A 21,507-nucleotide genomic window follows, 5' to 3' on the forward strand; every position below is an offset into this window, starting at 1 on the left:
AAGCCTGATGTTTACATCAGGCTTTTTAATTAACCAACCTAAAAATAATTAATCTTTTAGTTTTGCTTTCTCAGCAAGAAGTTTGTCGTGTATTTTTAATAAAACTTACAGTTGTTTTATAAAACCATAAGGTTGCATCCGCGAATATCAGAATTGTCGAAGCGACCGATGACCTCAAAAGAATTATCCTCGTAAACTTTACCTAAATCCTGTGTGGCAATAAACGAACAGGAATTAATGTTGGCTAAATCAATTACGTTAATACCACCAGCTTTACCTTTAGGTAAGATGGTTAGGGCATCTTCGGTGTCACGGGTTAAAATGCGCATCCATGGCGGACAATTAAAAACACCATGACCTTTTGAATAGGCCTGACTCAATAATTCGGTCATGCCATATTCGCTGTGAATCGCATCCACGCCAAATCCTTGCTTTAAAATATGATGAAGTTCGGCACGAATCAATTCTTTTCGGCGCCCTTTCATGCCGCCGGTTTCCATAACAATCGTATTTTTCAATTGAAACTGATGCGTTTCAACCAAGTCAAGTAACGCGAAAGAAACGCCGATAAGTAAGATTTTTTTACCCGAAGCATCCAATTCAATTAGAGTATCTTTTAATTCTGAAAGGTTATTCAAATAAAAGCCGCTTTCAGCATGTTTAGACTGCTCAATCATGGCATCGACCATATAGATTAATGAAGAGCCTTCGCGTTCCAGATAAGACGGTAAAAGCGCCAGTACTACATAATCATCAACTTTACCATAAAACGACTCAAAACCTTTAAAAAAGCTATTTTCATAAATGCTTAAATCGGTCACCAGATGTCTACTAGTTAAATTTCCTGTGGTGCCCGAACTGGTAAATGTGGTTTTAATATCGTCTTTAGAGCTTAAAATGTCGTGTGATTTAAAAAATTGAATAGGTAAAAAAGGAATATCGCTTACAGATTTTACATCACCAGGATGAATGTAAAGTAAATCACAAAATGAGCGGTATACTCGATTGTTACTAAACTGAAATTTGAAAACCTCTAAAGCTAAGTTCTCAAACTCCTGGTTGTTTTTTATATTGAAAATGGCTGTTGTATCTATCATATTTAAATTACCGTAACAAAAGTAGATAAAATAAAAAAGCGCCACCAAATGGCAGCGCTCTAAAATTTATAAAAAGGAAATTTATTTAATTGCTAATTTTCGTGTTGATACAGCGTCATCTTGAGTCACTTTCATAATATAAACCCCGGCTTTTAACCCAGAAACATCAAGTGTGTTTGAAATGGATTGCTTAATCACTTGTTTACCTAATAAATCGAATACAGTTATATCCATTGTGGAAGTGCTCTTTGCTATAATGTTTACATAGCCTAGCGAGGTTGGATTAGGGTACATATTAAAACCTTCAATATTGAAAGTTTTGTTTGAAAGGGCTAAAGGTGTTGCTGCTGTCCATGAAGTTGTGATAATTAATTCATCCATTACAATACTTGGAGTTTTGGTACTAGAATCCTGTCTAATTAAAAACTGAGAAAAAGTATTTCCCGAAGAACTAGAAGCTTCACTAATATCAGGGGTTGGTTCTGTCACTCCTAAGGTTGGATTAATCCATGCATTTACTGTGTTGTTATCGATATCATAGTTGAAAACAACAAATATTGTTTCGTTTAAGGAATAATCTGTTGTTGGGGTATTAGTTTGGGTTAGGGTAGAGCTGTTACTTATTCCAATTCTGTATGTTGAAGCACTAGTTGGGGATATCCAAAGACGTGATGCATAATCTCCTCCGTCTGTTCTTAGTACGGCAAAATAGCCATCAACGGCAGAAGCATCAAATGCAGTTACTTTTAGCATAAAAGCAGCATAAATTTTTCCAGATGATGTAGGAGTATAATCTACTACTGGGTCTGTTCCACTTCCATCAAAAACTATAGAGTTTCCTGTGCCATTTAATGAAGAGTAAGATAGACTTCCAGACTGGATTAAAACCTCGTCACCTGAGAAATAATTAGTCCATGGTGTTTGTCCTCCTAATGCTTCATCAACTGAATAATCAAAATGATCGATATATGGTAATGTTTGAATTTCATATGTTGTAAATGAAACGGATTTGGTTACAGGGCTAGATAGAGGGTTTCCACTGTTGTCTACTAATTCCAAAGTTATAGAGTGTGAACCTTTAGTAAGACCTGTTAAGTTAATAGTGTTAGTATCAAATTTGTCAACAGAACTTCCTCCATCTAAAGAATAGGTAATATAACCATCTCCGGTACCATTGGCAACATTAAAGTTTTGTACACTAATTTCAATAGGTACATCAGGTCCAGGAATGATGTCGTTATCATTTGGAGATGTTATGCCTAAGGTAGGTGTAACTGTTGCTTCTTGGAAGAATGAAAAATCGTCATAATATACTACGGCAGAACCATATGTTCTTACTTCAAAATAGAAATTATCAGCTGTTGCGGGTGCGGTTAATGTAACTGAATATTGAGTCCAAATATTTCCATTATTATCAAGGTACGCATTATTTGGTCCTCTAAGTTCATTTGCATTGTCAGAAATTGTATTAGTACCTGTTCTCCAATAAGACCAAATTCTAGCATCAGTGCCATCACCAAAATTAGAATCTACTTTATACCAGAGAGAGATAGTATATGATGTGCCAGGTGTTATTCCAGAAATAGTTTGAGATATATCAGAAGTCCCTCCCGTGTGTTTGGCAGAATATGTTCCTGAGTGAAATTCTGTTGATTCTTGTGTTGTGCTTTCTGCCTTGTCGAAATTACTAGGGGTTGTGGTGTTATCCCAATTTTCGAATCCTCCATTTAAAATGAGTTCTTGTCCAAAAGAAAGTGAGGTAATTAAGAGGGTAATAAATAAAAAGTAAAATTTTTTCATGTTACGTAAGATTAATTATACAGTAAGATGTACTAAAATTACGTATTATTTTTTTAAAAAGCTGTAAATAAGAATGTTAAAGTTGAGTTTTAACCGTGATATAACAATTAGTTTACCTTATAACTAATTTACGGGTTTCACTTATGCCGTTTTCCGTAACCTTTAAGATGTAAACCCCTTTGTTTAAACTGGAGATGTTTAATTCCTTACCTATAAGGGTGGTGGAATAAATGCGTTTTCCTAAAACATCAAAAAATTCAATTTTCTTTGATAAGTTTTGTTTTGTGGTAATGTAAATATAAGTTCTACCGCTATTAACAGGGTTAGGATAAATAGAAAGATTTTCGATAGTTTGTTGAATAGGATTTCCGTTAGCGCTATTTTGTCCCCAGTTTAATTGACTGGTAAACAATGCTAAAGAAAGAAGTAAGATTAAAACGTAGTTTTTTTTCATAGGTACTATTCAACGTTGTAAATTTAATAAATTATTGTAAAAGTGGTGCCAAAAAAGAGTTAAAGAAACTCGTATTTGGTCGAAAATTTTAAGATTATGTAATCTATTTGTTATCTTAGTGTTATTAAATATACGTAGAGTTAACAGTTTTGGTTTAAGTTATATCTTTGACGCAGAAATCAAAAAAAGTATTCTACATACTAATAAATATGAATAAAAAAGACATCAAAATACTGCTTGTCGACGATGAGCCGGATATTTTAGAAATTGTTGGTTATAACCTGTCAAGTGAAGGATATCAAGTAATTACTGCCGAAAATGGTCAGGAAGGGGTAAAGAAAGCAAAAAAGGAATTACCTCACTTAATTATTTTAGACGTGATGATGCCTGAAATGGATGGTATTGAAGCTTGTGAACTTATTAGAAAACATCCGGATTTGCAAAATACATTGGTAGTGTTTTTAACAGCCAGAGGAGAAGATTATTCTCAGGTAGCTGGGTTTGATGCTGGTGCCGATGATTATATTACAAAACCTATCAAACCAAAGGTGTTAGTAAGTAAGGTTAAAGCACTTTTACGTCGATTTAAAGATGAAGAAGCTGCTGACATGGTGAAATTAGGTAGTTTGGTAATTAATAGAGACGAGTACAAGATTACGTCTAAAGGAAAAGAAATTGTTTTACCAAGAAAAGAATTTGAATTACTATCTTTATTAGCATCAAAGCCAGGTAAGGTTTTTAAACGCGATGAAATTTTAGATACCGTTTGGGGTAACGAAGTGGTAGTTGGAGGGAGAACTATTGATGTTCATATTCGTAAACTTCGTGAGAAAATTGGAGACGATAGTTTTAAAACCATTAAAGGAGTTGGGTATAAGTTTGTAGATTAATGCAACCAAAATTTAAAAAATCATATAAATTTGCGGTAATTACATCGCTATATATAACCGGTTTTATAACGCTCTTAACGAGTGTTTTTTTATATTCATTTTATACCATTAACTTCTGGTATGTTTTCATTTTAGCCTTAGGAACTTATGCGTTTTCGTTCCTAATGATTCAATCCCGTATCGAGCGCTTAATCTACAAGCGGGTAAAGAAAATATACGATGATTTGACGCTTTTAGAATCGACGAGTTTAACAAAGCGTACCATCACCACCGATATGCAAACTTTAACCGAAGAGATTGATAAGTTTGCTCGTGATAAGAAAATAGAAATTGAATCGCTTAAAGTACGAGAGAATTACCGAAAAGAGTTTTTAGGTAATGTATCTCACGAATTAAAAACACCTTTATTCACGGTTCAAGGGTATATACTAACGCTCTTAGATGGTGCGATGGATGATAAAAATATACGTAGGAAATATCTGGAACGTGCCAGTAAAGGAATTGAACGTCTGGGCTATATCATTAAAGATTTAGATATGATTACCAAGTTAGAAGTTGGTGATTTAAGTTTAAATGTTGAGGTGTTCGATATTGTGGAGTTGGTAAAAAGTGTTTTCGATATGCTGGAGATGAAAGCATCCAAAAAGAAAATTACATTAACCTTCGATAGAGTATATCCGGATCCTATTTATGTTAGGGCCGATAAGGAACGTATTCAACAGGTAGTCGCTAACTTGGTGGTTAATTCTATTAAATACGGAAACGAAAAAGGTACTACTGAAATTAGTATTGAAAACTTGATTAAGAATAAGGTTATAGTTCGTGTTACAGATAATGGTGAGGGAATTGCTAAAATGCATTTACCGCGACTGTTTGAGCGTTTCTATCGTGTTGATAAAAGTGGTTCGCGTAAAGAAGGCGGTTCAGGATTGGGACTTTCAATTGTAAAGCACATTATTGAAGCTCATGACGAAAAGATCTATGTCGAGAGTGAATTTGGCGTAGGTAGTGAGTTTTCATTCACCTTAGAAAAGGTTAAATAAACGTTTAAAGTCAGCTTCAAAGTCAAAAGCAGTTAAGCCTTTGAAGTTGGCTATGGTTTCTAATCTATCTAAAGTAAATTTTTCTTGCTTACAACTTGGTACTAAGCCTTCTTGAGTTAACCGATTGGCTAAATATTCCTGTTCAAATTGTCCGGGGGTAGGAATAAAAAAGGCTTTTTTATTCAGCTTGGCTAAATCCATAACCGTTGTATAACCAGATCGTGAAATTACCAAAGCGCTTTCATTAATCGTTTTTTCTAACAATTCCGATGTCATAAAATTATACACGGTAATATTACCAAATTGCTTTTTGGTTTGTTTGGGTTGCATTAGTCCTTTTACAAAAACGACTTTACCTTTGTAGTTTTTCAGCTCATAAAGTAATTTGTCTTCAAGTAGGGTGCGTTGTGGTTCTGGTCCCGACAGCAAAACCATTAAATCGTTTTTAAAAGGGACTTCTTTTTTCTCAAATCGGCTTAACGGGCCAATATATTCGGTTGGTATTTCAAAAGCGTCTACGTGGCCTAGCTTTCCACTTAAATTAAGGTTGTCACTTGTGTCTGGTACCCAGCATATATTGAACTTTTTAATGAATTTTTTATGCATTTTTGTGCTAAGCCATGTTGTAGAACCGCTTAATACTTTTAATTGATGTGTAATGAAAACCGAAGGCAACGCCTTGTTGTAAACCCCCAATCTGTTGTCTGATATAATTCCAGAAATGTTATAGGTTTTTACAATGGTCTCAATCGCTTTTTTTTCGTTAAAAATAGCTTGTAATAATCGTGGAGAATCTTTTAGAAGCTTTAATTTAAAGAATTTTCCATTTTTAGCGTAAGTTACGTTGTATGAAGGTAATTCAATGTGTGTAAGCTTCGGGAATTCCTTTTTTAACAATGAAAGTGCAACGCCATCACTCGCAATAATGGGTTCAAAACCATTAGCTGATAAAGCCTTTATGATAGGAATGCACCTGGTGGCATGACCTAGACCCCAATTTAAGGGAGCGACTAAAATTCGTTTTTTCATTAAAATCAAAGGTATGTATATAAACGCTCTCGTATATTTCCTTAATTTTACCAAATATTTATTTCCTTCTTAACTGAAGGATATTAACAACATTAAAAATAGTAATTATCTGTGGGAAGCAAGAACAAACTAAGACGTTTTAGAGAGAACGAAACGTTTTCAAATGTGTATCAACCAACACGTGACGAATTGGTGAATGAGGAGTATGAGTTTAAGGGCAACTGGAATAAAAATGTTTTTAAAAATGATAACCCACTAGTATTGGAATTAGGCTGCGGAAAAGGAGAGTATTCTGTAGCATTGGCACAACGTTATCCCGATAAAAACTTTATTGGAATAGATATAAAAGGCGCGCGATTTTGGCGTGGAGCTAAAACTGCTGTGGAAGAAAATATTCCTAATGTTGCTTTTTTACGTACGCAAATAGAACTTATCGATCATGCTTTTGGTGCAAATGAAGTTGATGAAATTTGGATTACATTTCCTGACCCTCAAATAAAATACAAGCGTACCAAACACCGTATGACAAATGCTGAGTTTTTAGCACGTTACAAAAAAATATTAAAGGAAGATGGGGTGGTAAATTTAAAAACAGATAGTGAATTTATGCACGGTTATACTCTTGGTTTATTACACGGTGCCGGCCATGAGGTATTATACGCCAACCATAATGTTTATAAGCAGGAGGGAAGTCCGGAAGAAGTAACCAGTATTCAAACCTTTTACGAATCGCAATATTTAGAACAAAACAAAGCAATTACGTATATTCGATTTAAAATTAAGTAGTTGTGAATATTACAGTCATCTTTTTTTTAGGCTTAATTATATCGTTAGTGGGGGTGATTCCACCGGGCTTGTTGAATATGACAGCTGCCAAAATTAGCCTAAAAGAAGGGCATACAAGAGGTATTATGTTTTCGGTTGGGGTTTGCGTTATTGTATTGGTGCAAACTTATATTGCTTCGGTTTTTGCAAGGTATTTAAGTAAAAACACCGAAGTGGTTGATATCCTTCAACGTGTGGCCTTTGTAATATTTGTACTGATTACCATATACTTTTTATTTGTAGCTAAAAAAGAGCCGAAAGAAGTCGCAGAAATTGAAATGCGAAGTAAACGCAGTCGCTTTTTTCAAGGTATGTTTATGTCGGTAATCAATGTGTTCCCTATTCCGTATCAGGCATATATGACGATTACATTGGCTTCAATCGGTTGGTTAACTTTCAATCAGATTGATATTTTAACTTATGTGATTGGAACCGCTATGGGGACTTTTGTCATGCTGTATATTTACATGTTTTTCTTCGATAAAATAAAAGATAAGCCTATTACCTCACAAAAAAGTATGAATTACTTGATAGGCGGCATTACCGGAATTATTTCTGTAGTGACCTTAATCAATATTTTAAAAGAGCTTTAAGATGAAACCGGAAACCCTAAATTTTTTCGATAAAGTTTACGAGGTTGCCAAACAAATTCCTTTTGGAAGAGTTACAAGTTATGGTGCCATTGCAACTTATCTTGGTGCTGCCAGAAGTGCGCGAATGGTTGGTTATGCCATGAATGGGTCTTCGGGGAAAGATGTGCCTGCCCATCGGGTGGTAAATAGAAAAGGATTGCTCACCGGGAAACAACATTTCGACGGTACTAATTTAATGCAACAACTTTTAGAAAGTGAAGGCATAAAAGTAATCGATAATCAAATTCAGGATTTTGAAGAGGTATTTTGGAATCCTACTGAAGAGTTATAATTCTTCAATATAACCTCTTGTTTAGCAGATAAAATGAAGGTTTTTTTAAAATTCATCGTATTATCTTTAAATAAAATTCAACCATAAATCATTTCAATAGCTAGGGCTTTATATTCTGAACAATTCACAGTATATTTGTAGCCTTAGAATAAATCTAAATAGAGCATGAAGCTTAATAAAAAAGACATACTTAAAGCATTAGAATCTATAACGGTACCTGGCGAAGGACAAAACATGGTTGAAAGCGGCGCTGTAACCAATGTTGTTGTTTTTGGTTATGAGGTTATTGTAGATATCACAATAAAAAACCCGAGTTTACAAGCTAAAAAACGTACCGAAGTAGATATTTTAAAAACTATTCACGATCAGGTTTACGAAAAAGCCAAAATTAAGGTAAACGTAAAGGTAGATGCACCTGAAAAGCCTAAAGCGAATGTTATTAAAGGAAACCCGATTCCGGGGATTCAAAACATTGTAGCTGTGGCTTCAGGTAAAGGTGGTGTTGGTAAATCTACTGTAACAGCCAATTTAGCGGTTACACTTGCTAAAATGGGCTTTAAAGTCGGGATTTTAGACGCCGATATTTATGGGCCATCGATTCCAATCATGTTCGATGTTGAAGCAGGAAGACCTTTAGCCGTAAATGTAGATGGAAAATCAAAAATGAAACCTATTGAAAATTATGGCGTTAAGGTATTATCAATAGGGTTCTTTACACAACCTAATCAAGCGGTAATTTGGCGAGGACCAATGGCAGCAAAAGCCCTAAACCAAATGATATTTGATGCACATTGGGGCGAATTAGACTTCTTACTAATAGATTTACCTCCAGGAACTGGCGATATACACTTAAGTATTATGCAATCCCTTCCAATTACAGGATCGGTGGTGGTAAGTACACCTCAAAATGTAGCCTTAGCCGATGCTAAAAAAGGAGTCGCGATGTTTCAGCAGGATAGTATTAGTGTCCCAGTGCTAGGAATTATAGAGAATATGGCTTATTTTACACCTGAAGAATTACCAAACAATAAATATTATATCTTTGGTCAGGAGGGTGCTAAAAATTTAGCTGAAGACTTAAATGTACCGTTTTTAGGAGAGTTACCTTTGGTGCAAAGTATTCGCGAAGCGGGAGATGTTGGTCGCCCGGCAGCTCTGCAAACAGCAACGCCTTTAGAGAAAGCTTTTGAAAAGATAACTCAAAATGTGGTTCAGGAAGTGGTAAGACGTAATGAAGATTTACCGCCTACTGAAGCAATTAAAATAACAACGATGGCTGGGTGTTCAGCAGTAAAAACTAAGTAAATGACATCAGAAGAAGTTAGACTTAATGTCGAGAAAGCGTTAGAAGAAATTCGCCCATTTTTACAAAGTGATGGTGGCGATATTTCATTGTTGTCTATTGAAGATAACGATACATTAGTAAAAGTTCAGTTAGAAGGGGCTTGTGTGGGTTGTAGCGTAAACCAAATGACTTTAAAGTCTGGTGTGGAAATGACTATTAAAAAGCACGCTCCACAGATTGAAAAAGTGGTTAATATTGCGGTTTAAGAGTGCGTTTCTGTAAAACGTTCAATTTAAACCCCGTTTTTATAAAAAAGGAATAGAAAAAATAAAGAATTTTAGTAATTCTTTATTTTTTTTGTTTTTCCTAGTAATTTGATAGGAAAAAGATTTGTAAATTCATTTTAAGCTTTAAATTTGCACAAATATTTTTTCGGTTTTTATATAGAGAGATAAGATGAGTGATATTAATATCAAAATAACAGACAGAGACGGTGTAACACACGATGTAGTGGCTCCAACGGATATGGCTATGAATTTAATGGAGGTTGTACGTAGTTACGAATTGGCTCCAGAGGGAACTATTGGTGTTTGTGGGGGTATGGCTATGTGTGCATCTTGCCAGTGTTATGTGATTAGTGAAACAGAATTACCGGAAATGAGCGATGACGAAGAAGCTATGCTATCTGAAGCTTTCGACGTAAAAGATAATAGCCGTTTAGGATGTCAGATTCAAATGACACCTGAAATGGACGGTCTTGAAGTTGAACTAGCTCCGGAAAGTTAATTTTTATTTATTCTAAATAAAGAGCTATATTTGCCCTCGTGAATACAGAAATACATACAAATACAAGTTATCAAATCGAACATCTTACATTTTGTAAGTATGTTTTAAGGACGCCTAGTAAGACTATTAGCTTAAGCTTTCCTCAAATGCTGGAGTTAAGGCGTAAAATCAACGAATTAACAAGCTATAGTTCACTTAACAGAATTATTGATAATGAGAATTTTGTATTACTTTTTGTGGCTGATAAGCAACATTTAATCTTCCTGGAGATTCCTCAATTATTACAATTAAAAGAGGAAATAGCTTTAATTTTTCACACTCCGGATACAATTTTGGTATAGTATTCTGGGCTTATTTAGAACTTTTTTAAATTTTAATCATTCGCTTTAACAGTTTTATTTTATTGTAACTTTGTTTAAAAGCCCATTTATGAACACAATAGTTAGAAAACAAATGTCTATTCATCCGGACGTGATGGACTTATTAAATAATCAAATAGCGATGGAAATGAAAGCTTCAGCTTCATACCTTGCTATGGCATCTTGGTGCGACCAACGCGAATTGTTAAATAGTAAAGCTCTTTTTTATAAGCAAGCAGAAGAAGAAAGAGAGCATGCCATGAAGATTTTTGAATTTATTAATGATAACGGCGGAGCTGCTATTTCACCAAACGTTACCAATGTTAATAATGATTTTGAAAGTTTAATCTCTATTTACGAAACGGCTCTTGAGCAAGAGATAAGCGTTACCCAATCTATATTTAAAATCTTTAAAGCAGCAAGAAAAGCAGACGATTATATTACCGAAGTATTTTTACAATGGTTTATAACAGAACAAGCTGAAGAGGAAGATACTTTTAGAAGTATTTTAGATATTTTTGGTTTAATGGAAGGTATGCCGTTAAAAATGATAGATGAAAGAATTCCAACGGAATAGGACACATAATTTTATTCAAAATATAAAACGCTACTGAGAGACCAGTAGCGTTTTTTTTTGTTTGGTAAATACTTACATGGCTGGTGGAATGGGTGCCGGAACTACATTCTCAACTGCTGGCAGACTTTTTAAGTATGTGAAAATAGCTCTGATGTCTTCATCGGTAAGTTTAGCAAAATCTTGCCAGGGCATTGGTGGTAATAACATTCTGCCACCATCTTGACCTTTTGATTTGCCTTCACGCATTGCTTTGAAAAATTGAGCTTCACTCCACGTACCAATGCCACTTGTATCTGGAGTTAAATTAGCTGCAAAAGAGGTGCCCCAAGGACCGGTTGTAGACGTTAATCCCATAGAGAAGAGAGCGTAACCTTTAGCCGTTTCTTTATCGTAAGGCGGTAAGGCTTCATCGGCTGGATGACCAGACAATAAACGTTTTGGGTCAGGCACAGGACCTTGGTCTGTCATAACTTTTGGAGAATGACAATGGTGGCACCCGCCTAAATCGACTAGATATTCTCCTCGTTCAAGAAGGTTGATAGGCTCTTGTTCTGCGGTTTCTAGTTTCATTTCGGTTGTCTTTTTCTCAGTACGAGAATTACAGGAGTAAGCGATTAAGCTCACTACGGCTAGTAGTAAAATTTTAGATTTCATAAAGTAATAGTTGGTTGGTGATTAAAGTAAAGTTAGTGAATTTAACAATACAATAATTAAAATAAATTCAAACATATAATATGTTACGTGTTGATAGTGAGTTTGTTACTTGAGTAGTCTGTTAGTTTTCTGGGGCCCTCAAGGACAACACGAACAATTTGAAGGATACCATCGTCATTAGTATCTATAAGCCATTTGATTAAGGTAATGTTACCGTTTTCAATTTCAATACCGGTTATACATCTTGGATGAACACAACTCCCATCATTAAAAAAAGGAATATCCCTTGGCTCGGGAAAACGGGGTCTGTGCGTGTGGCCTGCAATGGTAATGCGATTGTTGTTTTCGGTAATCCATTTTTTGGTGCGTCGCTCTACCTTAATAAGCTCTTTATGGTTTTTGGCGGGCCGTGTAGGATCTGAAATCCCGATTACATTTAATGGTTTCCATAGAATACGAACCAAAAACCGACTCCACTTCCAGAAGGTGTAATTCCATGTGTCCGCTTGATGACCATGGGTTAAAAAGAGTTCTTGTTCCGTTTGTTTATGTTTTAACACAAGGCCTTCATGATATTTTAAATCATTTAGTAAGGCTTTATCTTTTTCCTCTTTGGCATCGAAATAGGTTTCTAAATGCTTTTTAACAAAATTGGGGTTTCGGTATACCATATCGTGATTGCCCCACACCATATGCAAGCGGTTTTGCTGATGAAATTCTTTCATGAGCATGTATACATTTTTGTGGGCCTCGAAAATAGGATCGAAAGATAAGTTTTCCCAAAGTTCATCACCGTCACCAAGTTCACAGTATTGAAAACCTTCGGCAAAATAATGTTTTAAAGCATGAAAATATATATTACGGTTGTTGGCAAAATCGTCTGCAAAACTATTGTCACCTCGGTGGCAGTCACTGAAAAGAATAAACTTACTTTTATCATCGAACGTGATGATTTTAGCAGTCTTATAGGCTTTGTCTAATCTTTTTTTGCTTGAAAACATGATAGTAAATGTAAATAAAAAAGTGTTTCAAAAATGAAACACTTTTTTAAAAATCAATCAATTACTAAATATATTAGCTTCTGTAAAGTGGATCAGCTCCTATAGTTCCCATTAAACTATTTAAATATGAATCATTACTCGCCTGGTAAAGTTTGGTCTTTACCTGCTGTAGTTTTTCTAAGATATGTAGTTCTTTAACTAAAGAAACGTTATGGTCTGTTGAAGCGAAGTTTGTAAGATAATCTTGTTGCTTTTTGTAAAAAGCTATATCTTTTTGCTGTTTTAACTTCAAGCGTTCTAAATACCAATCGCTGTTTATAACATAATCTCTCTTGAAATACTTTCTAAGTTCAGGATGGCTAATTTCTTTACCTTCATAAGTGCCGTATGCCATAATATGTAATAATATTTTTAGAGGCGGTATAGCAGCTTCAATACTGCCATCTTCAAAATAGCGAAGAGCGACTTTTTTCTGAGCTTCAACAATATTGTTAATACCGTCTACATAATCATCCATGCCTTGCAGTTCAGGTTTCAACATTTTTTCATCAAATACAATGTTAGGTTCGTCAAATAATCGGTTTAAACATCTGAGAGAAAATTGTTGGGTAATTCGATAACCTAAACGACTCGCTAAAACTTTTTGTCCGTTGTATTCAAAATCATCTATTTTTTCGAGAGCACCATCATTAATCAGGAAATTAGGGTCACGGTCCTGTGGTTCTAATCGTGCCCAGATTTCAGGGATTAATAAACTAATATCGTGGTCTACTTTATTTTCTGCACCCACATAACCAGCCGCTGTGCTAAAGGCATTAGATTCGGTTAAAATGTGAGAAAGCAGAGCGTTGTTTAAATCTGTTGTTGGAGTAAGCATGTTGAAAGGGCCTTTGGTTAAAGCTCCTTCTGAGCCAGCCCCGGTTGTAGATGGCGATTTCCCTGTAAGGCTGCAAATAAAATCCATAAACAATTCCGGAGTTTCCTGATAGTGAATAGGATTGTAAACGGCTAATGGGCGTATGCCGGCTTTTTTGTCTACCGGGTTGTTTCTTCTTCCGGGAAGTACCGCATTAACCACATTAATTACCGGGTCTTCCGATTTTATTTTTCTGAATAAACGCACACCAATTTCACCTAAATAACTGTCTTCGGTTTCGTTATAAAACCTGTTGTATTCTAAATAACGCGGGTTTTTAGTTGGTTCACCATCCACAATTCGGGTATGTGAAGGTAAAACAAAGTATTCTTCATCGTTATCACTATTAACGATATTAAGAATGAGGTCCTTTACAGGTTGCGTGTACTTGTCAAAATTAATGGTGTCTTCATAAATTTCAATAGCATCTTTTTTTGTTAGTAGCTCATAATTCGTTAAGAAGGTATTGTCTGAAACAATGTCGCGTTCGGCGCCTTCATCATAACCTCGTACGATCGCTTCATCTGGTCGTTGAAATAAATAACTTTCGCAGTTGGTAACTACTTTTAAACTTTTATTTGTGAATTCAGGATTTAGGTTTTTAAACTCTTCTTTAGGTAAAGTGATAGAGGCCGAAATATCGTCTTCCAACTGAATTTTATGAGATGCTGAAAAATCAGATCGCAATTTGTTTAATAGCCATTGTCCGTTTTGATTAAACCCGATTCTAACGTAGCTACCAATAACAGGAGTGTTGTTATGCTTTAATCCGGTTCCTTTTTTTCCATTTATGATATCTACAGATATGCAGTCTTTCCAGTTTAAATCACCATGATCCTGACGGTATAATCTTTTTACAAATAAAACTAAAGATCTGATATGTGGTGGTATGTTAGAAACGAATTCGTTGTATTCATCCTTAAAAACAGGAAGGGGAGTAAGTAACCTTACCGCTGAACCTAATGTTCGTTTTGCACTTAAAAAGGGCTCGGAAGGTGGTAAGGTAGGGTCGTAAGCTTTCCAGCGTTTTGAATAATCGTATTCAATAATTTCATCAGCTTTTTTAAAATCTTCATCAATATCTACAATATTAAACGTGCTATAGGTGATAGCGTTTAGCATCGATTTTGAGATTTCCGATTTTCCTCCACCTGAAACTGTACAGGGTTTATGGCAAAAAATGCCTTCAGGAGCTGTGTTAACTATGCGCCATAGCGAAACAGCTTTATGTTTTTCTAATTTGAATTTATTTCCCGTAGGGTGTATGTATGTTTTATAAGGGGATAAAACCAACTTTTGCTCTTTGCCTTTGAAATTCCAAGTGATGCTGTTGGTGTTTGTATTTATATAAGCATCCTCAGGGATATATATCAGGTTAGGATACGTTTTGTCGATGGCATAGTTTTCTGGTTTAACATCGATACGGTCTCCTAAAAGCTTTTTGGTATCTTTAAAGCTGAATTTGTTATCTTCTTTTTTAGAAAACGCCAAACCGTCTACAATATCTCCCATAACACCTCTAGGGTATGCAATGGCACCACCTGAGTGTTCTTCTTCAACTAGACCATATAAATTAGCTGAATAACTAATTTGTGTTTTGATTTCTTTTTTAGAATACCCATAATAGTTATCTGCAATAATTGTAACAACAACGCCTTGGTCGTCTCTACAAGTAACTTTAAAAGCACTGCCGTCATTGTAGATTTCGTTTTCGTTTTTCCAACACATTCCCTCTCTTTTTTGACGTTCGGTAGCGTTGTCCCAATGTGGTAAACCAACATCTTTTTTCTTCAAGGTTTTTAGTTGGGGAGCCAGAATAATACAGCCTGTATGTCCAGTCCAATGATCGATATCTAAGGCTGCATCGTTATGTGCTAAATTAGGATCGCCGGCATTGCCAAAAATAGATTCAACAAAGTCGAGGTTACTTACCAGACTTCCTGGAGCGAAAAAGCGGACTTCCATACTTTTTTTAGCAATCACACCTTTAACCTCGGGGCAAACGGTAGGTCGCAACATTAATGAAACCATAACTTTAGCTTTGTCTTCTTGACTAGCGGTTAGCGGTAACGTGTTTAAATCATCGGAAGGTGAGAAGGCTGCTTTTAAAAAATGGGCAAATGTAAGTTTAGAAACTTCTTTTTTGTCTAACGGAACGGGCAAATTACTTTCTACAATATGAAATGTACCTTTAGTTGTACGTTTGTCATGCAATGGATTGTTAAGAATCCCTTGTTTAATTCTGTATGATTTAACATTCTCGCTTGAAAACGTGTTTTCGTCTGGTGGTAAGCTAATTTCTCTGGCGTGACCTTTTTGATTTAGAATCAAAGTGTTGTTAGGAATCCTGATTGATTTTATAAAGGGGATTTCTTTTAAGTAATCGTTTATAAAATCTTGTATTCTTTGATCGGCAGGAGCAAGGTTCCCTGATAATAGTCGGGATTTTTCTTTAAAGCCTTGAGTAAATGCTTTAGTAAGCATTTGTAATTTAGGATTGCAAAATTTTTGAGAAGCTCCTTCTTTATCCTTAAATAAAGGTTGACCTAAAGCAGCAAGCTGTAAGTTAACATATTGAACTATATCCTTTCTACTTTGTAATTGCTCTGAAGTGTTGGTTTTATTCGTTTTCATTTAAACTTAAGTAATCGATTGTAAAATAGTGTACTAGAAAATCAATCAAACTTACTAAGTTCTATTCGAGGTTTATATGATATTTGTCATGCTTTAAGTATATTGATGGTTTAGTGTTGAAATCTTACTTAAATGCATTAAGTCCGGTAATGTCTAAGCCGGTTATAAGCAGGTGTATATCATGAGTGCCTTCATAGGTAATTACACTCTCTAGGTTCATGGAATGTCTCATGATGGAATATTCACCTGTAATACCCATACCGCCTAATATTTGACGTGCTTCGCGAGCAATGTTAATAGCCATTTCTACATTATTTCTCTTGGCCATAGATATTTGTGCAGAGGTGGCTTTGTTTTCGTTCCGCAGCACGCCCAGACGCCAGGTTAATAATTGGGCTTTGGTAATTTCTGTAATCATTTCGGCTAATTTCTTTTGCTGTAATTGAAACTGACCAATAGGTTTACCAAATTGTGTGCGTTCTTTGCTGTAGCGTAGAGCTGTGTCATAACAATCCATAGCAGCGCCGATTGCGCCCCAGGCAATGCCATAACGAGCAGAATCTAAACAACCAAGCGGAGCTCCTAAACCAGATTTGTTAGGTAATAAATTTTCTTTGGGTACTTTTACATTATCAAAAATGAGTTCACCGGTAGCACTTGCTCTCAAAGACCATTTGTTATGAGTTTCTGGTGTAGAAAACCCTTCCATACCGCGTTCTACAATTAAACCGTGAATGCGGTCGTTTTCGTCTTTAGCCCATACAATTGCTAATTGAGCAAAAGGCGCATTGCTTACCCACATTTTGGCTCCGTTTAAAAGGTAGTGATCACCCATATCTTTAAAATTGGTAACCATACCGCCGGGGTTACTTCCATGATCAGGTTCAGTTAGACCAAAACAACCTATCCACTCGCCAATTGCTAATTTGGGCAGGTACTTTTCACGTTGGGCTTCATTACCATATTTCCAAATAGGATACATAACTAAGCTAGACTGTACTGAAGCCGTGCTGCGAACACCAGAATCACCACGTTCTATTTCCTGCATAATAAGGCCATAAGAAATCTGATCTAAACCAGCACCTCCGTACTCTACAGGGATGTAAGGTCCGAAAGCGCCTATTTCTGCAAGGCCATTTATAATTTGCTTTGGGAATTCAGCTTTTTGGGCATAGTCTTCTATAATAGGAGAAACTTCGCGTTTAACCCATGCTCTGGCAGCATCGCGCACTAATTTGTGTTCGTCGGATAGTAGCTCATCTAGGTTATAATAATCTGGAGCTTCAAATACATCTGGCTTCATTAAATTTGAGTTTTTAAAAGATTTTCAAAAGAAAATTTTTAATGATACGGTTCTTTTTTTAAGAATTTATCATTTTATAGTCTCAAATTTAAATAAATCTTATTTGGTGTGCTACATTTTTATGTAGAAATCTTTAGTAAGATTAATATAATCTTCGGTGTATTGATGACGTTGCGTTTCAATAGTTAAAACGGATTTTTCTAAAGCTTTTGAAGTGTCATTGACAAACGAGAAGTTTAATAGACTACGTTTAAAATCTGAGTTTGGGTTGCCTTTAACGTGAAGTATTTTCTTGGGAAACAAATTGTAATTTGAAGCTAATTCAACGAATTGTTCCTCTTCTTTAAACGGGATAATAACGCAAAATTCTCCATGTTCAGAAAGTAATTTAGATGCGCTTTCAATTAAATGGTTGAAAGGCATAGCATCGCTAAAACGGGCTAAATCGCGCTGTTGATTTACAGATTTATAATCCTCAGAATAAAATGGGGGGTTCGATAGAATCAAATCGTATTTGTCTTCAATTTCATCTGCAAATTCTTCCAGCGAGGCGTGATAACAAAACAGTCGGTCGCCCCATGGCGATTGTTCAAAATTGTCAACACATTGTTCGTAAGCGGCATCGTCAATTTCTAAAGCATCGATAAGCTCAGCAGAACTGCGCTGTGCTAACATTAGTGAGATAATACCAGTACCCGCGCCGATATCTAGAATCGAAAAAGGGTTGTTTTCAATTGATGCCCAGGCACCTAGAAGTACACCGTCGGTGCCAACTTTCATGGCGCATTGATCTTGGTTTATTGTGAACTCTTTGAATTTGAAAGGCTTACTGGACATGCTGTAAATGTTAAAAAAATTAAGAAGTAAGTGATTGAAATCGGATAAAATGCAGCCAAAAATACTAAACTGTGTTAAAATAATAAGTTAATTTTTATATAAGTAGTAATTTTGCTTGTTAAGTGTAGATTAGACACTCCTAATTTCTTTGGGTGTTTATTATGGAAAAGAAAAAAGATTGTTATGAATTCAGGAAGAGTTTTTTATAAAGTTAATGAACTGTTGGTATTTAATAGTGGCGTTGAAAAAGTGTATTTAGAAGCTTACGATTCTGTTGAAAATGAAGAATTAAAAACGTTTTTCAACGAACGCGCTTTTGAAAGAAATCAGTTTTCAAAAGATTTAAAAACAGAGATGGAAAGCATCGAAGATAAATCGTCACAGCCCGCTGGTTTAAGTACAAATTTCTATGAGATTTGGAGAAATTTTAGAAATTTAATTTTAATGGATAATGAGAATGGTTTACTAAATGAAGTGTACCGTTTAAAAGAAGTAAGTGTTGAGATGTATAACCAATTACTTATGGAGCCTAATTTACCATTATCGGTTTGTAAACTTTTAGGAAAACAACGCGATAGTATTCAAGCCTCAATGAACACTATGAAACGTGAACTTACTTTAGTTTACTAATTGTAGTTAAGGAGTTTTAAATAAAAAAAAAGCGCGACCCAATTTAAATTGGGTCGCGCTTTTTTTGATTTCTTACTTATATGTAGACTAAAGGTATAAATCAATTAAACCTTCAGGGGTGTCAACAATAATGGTTTTATTATTTCGATCTACTTTTACAATAAATTCGTCGTTCATCGGAATTAAAATTTCTTTTCCGTTGTTTTCTACTTCAAACAAAGCTTGTGCTGTAGAGTCATTTACGGCTACAATTTTACCAACAGTACCATAGTTTTTATCTTCCATAGTAAAGCCAATAACTTCATGAAAATAAAATTTATTGCCGTCTAATTTAGGAAGTAAATCAAGAGGTAAATAAACCTCTGTTTTAATTAAAGCCTCAGCATCAGCTTCGGTATCGACATCTTCAAACTGAACACGTAGTAAATCTGATTTATGAAGTTGAGAACTTTCTATAAAAAACGGAATTAGCGTATGGTTTACATCTAAAAACATGGCATCTAAATTCTCGTATAAATCTGGTTGGTCGGTATCTAGTTTTATTAATAATTCGCCTTTAAAACTGTATTTTTTTACAATTTTACCTAAATAAAAGCAGTCTTCTTTTTTCATTTTTTTAAGGTGTTAAGTGTTAGAGTGAACACTTTTTTGCATAAAAAACTCCGATAGAAACTATCGGAGTTTAAAAGTATAAAAAAATAGTTTTTTATTCTTCTTCGTTTGAAGCTTCTGCTTCTTCAGCTGGAGCTTCTTCTTCAACTGCAGGAGTTGCAGCAGCAATTCTAGCTTCATTTACAGCTTTTTCAGCTTCTAAAGCTTTAGCTTTAGCTTCAGCTTCAGCTTTGGCTAAATCTTCTGTTTTAGCACCAACTTTAGCAGACTTAGCGTCAACCCACTCTTGGAATTTAGCTTCAGCTTGCTCTTCAGTTAAAGCACCTTTTCTAACACCACCAGCTAAGTGATTTTTTAATAAAGCTCCTTTGTAAGATAAGATAGCTTTAGCAGTGTCGGTTGGTTGAGCACCATTTTGTAACCAAGTTACAGCACCGTCAACATTTAAATCGATAGTTGCAGGGTTAGTATTTGGATTGTAAATACCTAATTTTTCTAAGTATCTACCATCTCTTTTTGCACGCGAATCAGCGGCTACGATCCAATAAAAAGGTTTTCCTTTTTTACCGTGTCTTTGTAATCTAATTTTTACTGGCATAATAATTAATTATTTGAGGTTCTCGACCTCGGTTATTAATGAGGGTGCAAAGATACTACATTTTTTGAATAAGCAACACTTTATTTTGTTTTTTAAATAGTTGTTTTTCAGTGGGTTTTTAGAATAATAAACAAACCGGACTTGGTGCGTTAAATGAATTTGAAAATTTAAGTTTTCCGGTTCTTTTGTTTATTGAAAATATACTAATGTTGTTGGTTCTGCGGTTGCCTACTAACAGGAAGTTGCCGGTGGGATCTATTGTGAAGTTTCTTGGCCAGTCGCCTTCAATCGATATGTTCTGAATCTTTTTAAGTTTCCCCGTTGCATGATGTCTTTTAAAAACAACTATAGAATTTTCGCCACGGTTTGAACCGTATAAAAATTGCTCGTCTGGACTTAAATGAATATCGGCGCAGTAGCTTTCTCCTTTAAAGTCATCATCTAAAGTAGAAATGTGTTCCACAAGTTTAAAACCTTTATTGGTGTGTTTTGCTACGGTAACTGTGCTGTTTAATTCATTTATGATATAAAAGAACTTGTGATCTTTGGTTACGGTAAAATGCCTCGGACCTGCTTTTGGTTGCATGCTCACAATCGATTCGGTTTTTAATTTATAGCCATCACCAATATCGCTTTGTTGATATTTAAAAACCGAGTTTCTGCCTAAGTCGGCTACGAATAAATTATTGTCTATAAATTGGGCGGAATGCGCATGAGACGCCTGTTCGTCTGTACTTTGTTTAAAAACCTGTAAGGCTTCAGTTAAGCTGCCATCTTTGTTTATGTCATACAATGCGATGGTGCCACCACCGTAGTTAGAGACTACAAGTTTTGTTCCTAGATTGTTAACAGCAACATGACATGGGCTGCCACCATGGCTATCAACACTATTTAAAAGCTCTAAAGTGTCGTTGCTTTTAATTTTAAATGCAGAAATAATGCCGTTACTTTCACGACAGGTAGCATATAAAAAGTTTCTGTCTGGAGAAAATGCAAGGAATGAGGGGCTTTCAGCTTTGGCGATTAATTTAGTGTTGCTTATAGTACCTTGTATGGTGTCGAATTGTAGTTTATAAATGCCTTCGCTGTCACCATCGGTAAAAGTGCCAAGGTACATGTCGATGTTTTGTGAGAAGCCAAGTAGTAGGTTAAAGGCAATGAATAACAGGCTAAAGTTAAGTTTCATGGTTAGGGTGATTTTATTTCAAAAATAAGGTTTAAATTGAGTTTATTCAAATGAAAATAAATAAGAT

At 35.3% G+C, this 21,507-nt stretch carries 22 protein-coding genes; 10 read left to right on the forward strand and 12 right to left on the reverse strand.

What is annotated here, in order from left to right; all coding sequences use genetic code 11:
* Positions 1 to 116: 116 nt before the first annotated feature.
* The 3 genes from ICJ85_RS06370 to ICJ85_RS06380 all read right to left on the reverse strand — a co-directional run bounded on the left by ICJ85_RS06370 (position 117) and on the right by ICJ85_RS06380 (position 3,351).
* Positions 117 to 1,097 (reverse strand): LuxE/PaaK family acyltransferase, encoded by a 981-nt coding sequence (locus tag ICJ85_RS06370; RefSeq protein ID WP_188222935.1) that lies wholly within the window; start codon positions 1,095 to 1,097, stop codon positions 117 to 119.
* 81 nt (positions 1,098 to 1,178) lie between these two features.
* On the reverse strand, positions 1,179 to 2,897 hold the full coding sequence (locus ICJ85_RS06375; RefSeq protein ID WP_188222936.1) for a T9SS type A sorting domain-containing protein: 1,719 nt from the start codon (positions 2,895 to 2,897) through the stop codon (positions 1,179 to 1,181).
* 112 nt (positions 2,898 to 3,009) lie between these two features.
* Positions 3,010 to 3,351 (reverse strand): T9SS type A sorting domain-containing protein, encoded by a 342-nt coding sequence (locus ICJ85_RS06380; protein ID WP_188222937.1) that lies wholly within the window; start codon positions 3,349 to 3,351, stop codon positions 3,010 to 3,012.
* Positions 3,352 to 3,560: 209 nt separating this feature from the next.
* Here ICJ85_RS06380 and ICJ85_RS06385 point away from each other — a divergent pair, with 209 nt between their 5' ends.
* Both ICJ85_RS06385 and ICJ85_RS06390 read left to right on the forward strand, forming a co-directional pair.
* A complete protein-coding gene (locus tag ICJ85_RS06385) occupies positions 3,561 to 4,241 on the forward strand; it encodes a response regulator transcription factor (RefSeq protein ID WP_188222938.1) in 681 nt (226 codons plus the stop codon).
* The gene (locus ICJ85_RS06390; RefSeq protein ID WP_188222939.1) at positions 4,241 to 5,284 is read left to right on the forward strand and encodes a sensor histidine kinase; all 1,044 of its coding nucleotides are present in this window, start codon (positions 4,241 to 4,243) and stop codon (positions 5,282 to 5,284) included. The genes ICJ85_RS06385 and ICJ85_RS06390 overlap by 1 nt, the downstream gene beginning before the upstream one ends.
* Here the strand turns inward: ICJ85_RS06390 and ICJ85_RS06395 are convergent.
* Entirely contained in the window at positions 5,267 to 6,313 is a 1,047-nt protein-coding gene (locus ICJ85_RS06395) for a glycosyltransferase (protein ID WP_188222940.1), read from the reverse strand. The genes ICJ85_RS06390 and ICJ85_RS06395 overlap by 18 nt on opposite strands.
* Positions 6,314 to 6,424: 111 nt before the next feature.
* Here ICJ85_RS06395 and trmB point away from each other — a divergent pair, with 111 nt between their 5' ends.
* From trmB to ICJ85_RS06430, 7 genes are all read left to right on the forward strand, one after another.
* On the forward strand, positions 6,425 to 7,099 hold the full coding sequence (gene trmB, locus ICJ85_RS06400; RefSeq protein WP_188222941.1) for a tRNA (guanosine(46)-N7)-methyltransferase TrmB: 675 nt from the start codon (positions 6,425 to 6,427) through the stop codon (positions 7,097 to 7,099).
* 2 nt (positions 7,100 to 7,101) lie between these two features.
* Entirely contained in the window at positions 7,102 to 7,731 is a 630-nt protein-coding gene (locus ICJ85_RS06405) for a LysE family transporter (protein WP_188222942.1), read from the forward strand.
* Position 7,732: 1 nt separating this feature from the next.
* A complete protein-coding gene (locus tag ICJ85_RS06410) occupies positions 7,733 to 8,062 on the forward strand; it encodes an MGMT family protein (protein ID WP_188222943.1) in 330 nt (109 codons plus the stop codon).
* Positions 8,063 to 8,227: 165 nt separating this feature from the next.
* Positions 8,228 to 9,367, forward strand: coding sequence for an Mrp/NBP35 family ATP-binding protein (locus tag ICJ85_RS06415; protein WP_188222944.1), 1,140 nt, complete (start codon positions 8,228 to 8,230; stop codon positions 9,365 to 9,367).
* Positions 9,368 to 9,613, forward strand: coding sequence for a NifU family protein (locus ICJ85_RS06420; protein ID WP_188222945.1), 246 nt, complete (start codon positions 9,368 to 9,370; stop codon positions 9,611 to 9,613).
* 190 nt (positions 9,614 to 9,803) lie between these two features.
* Positions 9,804 to 10,133 (forward strand): 2Fe-2S iron-sulfur cluster-binding family protein, encoded by a 330-nt coding sequence (locus tag ICJ85_RS06425; protein WP_188222946.1) that lies wholly within the window; start codon positions 9,804 to 9,806, stop codon positions 10,131 to 10,133.
* Between the two features lie 429 nt (positions 10,134 to 10,562).
* On the forward strand, positions 10,563 to 11,069 hold the full coding sequence (locus ICJ85_RS06430; RefSeq protein ID WP_188222947.1) for a ferritin: 507 nt from the start codon (positions 10,563 to 10,565) through the stop codon (positions 11,067 to 11,069).
* 72 nt (positions 11,070 to 11,141) lie between these two features.
* Here ICJ85_RS06430 and ICJ85_RS06435 read toward each other — a convergent pair whose 3' ends face one another.
* From ICJ85_RS06435 to ICJ85_RS06455, 5 genes are all read right to left on the reverse strand, one after another.
* Complete coding sequence (locus ICJ85_RS06435) at positions 11,142 to 11,723, reverse strand: c-type cytochrome (protein WP_188222948.1); 582 nt, start codon at positions 11,721 to 11,723, stop codon at positions 11,142 to 11,144.
* An 83-nt stretch (positions 11,724 to 11,806) separates the two neighbouring features.
* The gene (locus tag ICJ85_RS06440; RefSeq protein WP_188222949.1) at positions 11,807 to 12,724 is read right to left on the reverse strand and encodes a metallophosphoesterase family protein; all 918 of its coding nucleotides are present in this window, start codon (positions 12,722 to 12,724) and stop codon (positions 11,807 to 11,809) included.
* A 73-nt stretch (positions 12,725 to 12,797) separates the two neighbouring features.
* Positions 12,798 to 16,274: a hypothetical protein gene (locus ICJ85_RS06445; RefSeq protein ID WP_188222950.1), complete on the reverse strand. Its 3,477-nt coding sequence runs from the start codon at positions 16,272 to 16,274 to the stop codon at positions 12,798 to 12,800.
* Positions 16,275 to 16,398: 124 nt separating this feature from the next.
* Positions 16,399 to 17,577 carry an acyl-CoA dehydrogenase family protein gene (locus ICJ85_RS06450; RefSeq protein WP_188222951.1) on the reverse strand — a complete coding sequence of 393 codons (1,179 nt, stop codon included), beginning with the start codon at positions 17,575 to 17,577 and terminating at the stop codon, positions 16,399 to 16,401.
* Positions 17,578 to 17,688: 111 nt separating this feature from the next.
* Positions 17,689 to 18,414: a tRNA1(Val) (adenine(37)-N6)-methyltransferase gene (locus tag ICJ85_RS06455; RefSeq protein WP_188222952.1), complete on the reverse strand. Its 726-nt coding sequence runs from the start codon at positions 18,412 to 18,414 to the stop codon at positions 17,689 to 17,691.
* 183 nt (positions 18,415 to 18,597) lie between these two features.
* On the opposite strand from ICJ85_RS06455, the gene ICJ85_RS06460 reads away from it, so the two are divergent.
* Positions 18,598 to 19,044, forward strand: coding sequence for a DUF2383 domain-containing protein (locus ICJ85_RS06460; RefSeq protein ID WP_188222953.1), 447 nt, complete (start codon positions 18,598 to 18,600; stop codon positions 19,042 to 19,044).
* Positions 19,045 to 19,131: 87 nt separating this feature from the next.
* Here the strand turns inward: ICJ85_RS06460 and rimM are convergent, their stop codons facing one another.
* The 3 genes from rimM to ICJ85_RS06475 all read right to left on the reverse strand — a co-directional run bounded on the left by rimM (position 19,132) and on the right by ICJ85_RS06475 (position 21,440).
* Entirely contained in the window at positions 19,132 to 19,656 is a 525-nt protein-coding gene (rimM, locus tag ICJ85_RS06465) for a ribosome maturation factor RimM (protein WP_188222954.1), read from the reverse strand.
* A 94-nt stretch (positions 19,657 to 19,750) separates the two neighbouring features.
* Entirely contained in the window at positions 19,751 to 20,254 is a 504-nt protein-coding gene (locus ICJ85_RS06470) for a 30S ribosomal protein S16 (RefSeq protein ID WP_188222955.1), read from the reverse strand.
* Positions 20,255 to 20,372: 118 nt separating this feature from the next.
* Positions 20,373 to 21,440, reverse strand: a complete 1,068-nt coding sequence (locus ICJ85_RS06475) for a lactonase family protein (RefSeq protein WP_188222956.1) — start codon at positions 21,438 to 21,440, stop codon at positions 20,373 to 20,375.
* Positions 21,441 to 21,507: the final 67 nt, after the last annotated feature.

The organism is Aestuariibaculum marinum (genome assembly GCF_014596975.1).
Classification (GTDB): Bacteria; Bacteroidota; Bacteroidia; order Flavobacteriales; family Flavobacteriaceae; genus Aestuariibaculum; species Aestuariibaculum marinum.

Excerpts from the sequence above, each read along its gene's own strand:
- ICJ85_RS06470 (WP_188222955.1), bottom strand. The coding sequence starts at position 20,254 with ATGCCAGTAAAAATTAGATTACAAAGACACGGTAAAAAAGGAAAACCT.
- rimM (WP_188222954.1), bottom strand. The coding sequence starts at position 19,656 with ATGAAAAAAGAAGACTGCTTTTATTTAGGTAAAATTGTAAAAAAATAC.
- ICJ85_RS06445 (WP_188222950.1), bottom strand. The coding sequence starts at position 16,274 with ATGAAAACGAATAAAACCAACACTTCAGAGCAATTACAAAGTAGAAAG.
- ICJ85_RS06475 (WP_188222956.1), bottom strand. The coding sequence starts at position 21,440 with ATGAAACTTAACTTTAGCCTGTTATTCATTGCCTTTAACCTACTACTT.
- ICJ85_RS06435 (WP_188222948.1), bottom strand. The coding sequence starts at position 11,723 with ATGAAATCTAAAATTTTACTACTAGCCGTAGTGAGCTTAATCGCTTAC.
- ICJ85_RS06425 (WP_188222946.1), top strand. The coding sequence starts at position 9,804 with ATGAGTGATATTAATATCAAAATAACAGACAGAGACGGTGTAACACAC.
- ICJ85_RS06440 (WP_188222949.1), bottom strand. The coding sequence starts at position 12,724 with ATGTTTTCAAGCAAAAAAAGATTAGACAAAGCCTATAAGACTGCTAAA.
- ICJ85_RS06455 (WP_188222952.1), bottom strand. The coding sequence starts at position 18,414 with ATGTCCAGTAAGCCTTTCAAATTCAAAGAGTTCACAATAAACCAAGAT.
- ICJ85_RS06410 (WP_188222943.1), top strand. The coding sequence starts at position 7,733 with ATGAAACCGGAAACCCTAAATTTTTTCGATAAAGTTTACGAGGTTGCC.
- ICJ85_RS06375 (WP_188222936.1), bottom strand. The coding sequence starts at position 2,897 with ATGAAAAAATTTTACTTTTTATTTATTACCCTCTTAATTACCTCACTT.
- ICJ85_RS06390 (WP_188222939.1), top strand. The coding sequence starts at position 4,241 with ATGCAACCAAAATTTAAAAAATCATATAAATTTGCGGTAATTACATCG.
- ICJ85_RS06450 (WP_188222951.1), bottom strand. The coding sequence starts at position 17,577 with ATGAAGCCAGATGTATTTGAAGCTCCAGATTATTATAACCTAGATGAG.
- ICJ85_RS06385 (WP_188222938.1), top strand. The coding sequence starts at position 3,561 with ATGAATAAAAAAGACATCAAAATACTGCTTGTCGACGATGAGCCGGAT.
- ICJ85_RS06380 (WP_188222937.1), bottom strand. The coding sequence starts at position 3,351 with ATGAAAAAAAACTACGTTTTAATCTTACTTCTTTCTTTAGCATTGTTT.
- ICJ85_RS06420 (WP_188222945.1), top strand. The coding sequence starts at position 9,368 with ATGACATCAGAAGAAGTTAGACTTAATGTCGAGAAAGCGTTAGAAGAA.
- ICJ85_RS06395 (WP_188222940.1), bottom strand. The coding sequence starts at position 6,313 with ATGAAAAAACGAATTTTAGTCGCTCCCTTAAATTGGGGTCTAGGTCAT.
- ICJ85_RS06460 (WP_188222953.1), top strand. The coding sequence starts at position 18,598 with ATGAATTCAGGAAGAGTTTTTTATAAAGTTAATGAACTGTTGGTATTT.
- ICJ85_RS06370 (WP_188222935.1), bottom strand. The coding sequence starts at position 1,097 with ATGATAGATACAACAGCCATTTTCAATATAAAAAACAACCAGGAGTTT.
- ICJ85_RS06415 (WP_188222944.1), top strand. The coding sequence starts at position 8,228 with ATGAAGCTTAATAAAAAAGACATACTTAAAGCATTAGAATCTATAACG.
- ICJ85_RS06430 (WP_188222947.1), top strand. The coding sequence starts at position 10,563 with ATGAACACAATAGTTAGAAAACAAATGTCTATTCATCCGGACGTGATG.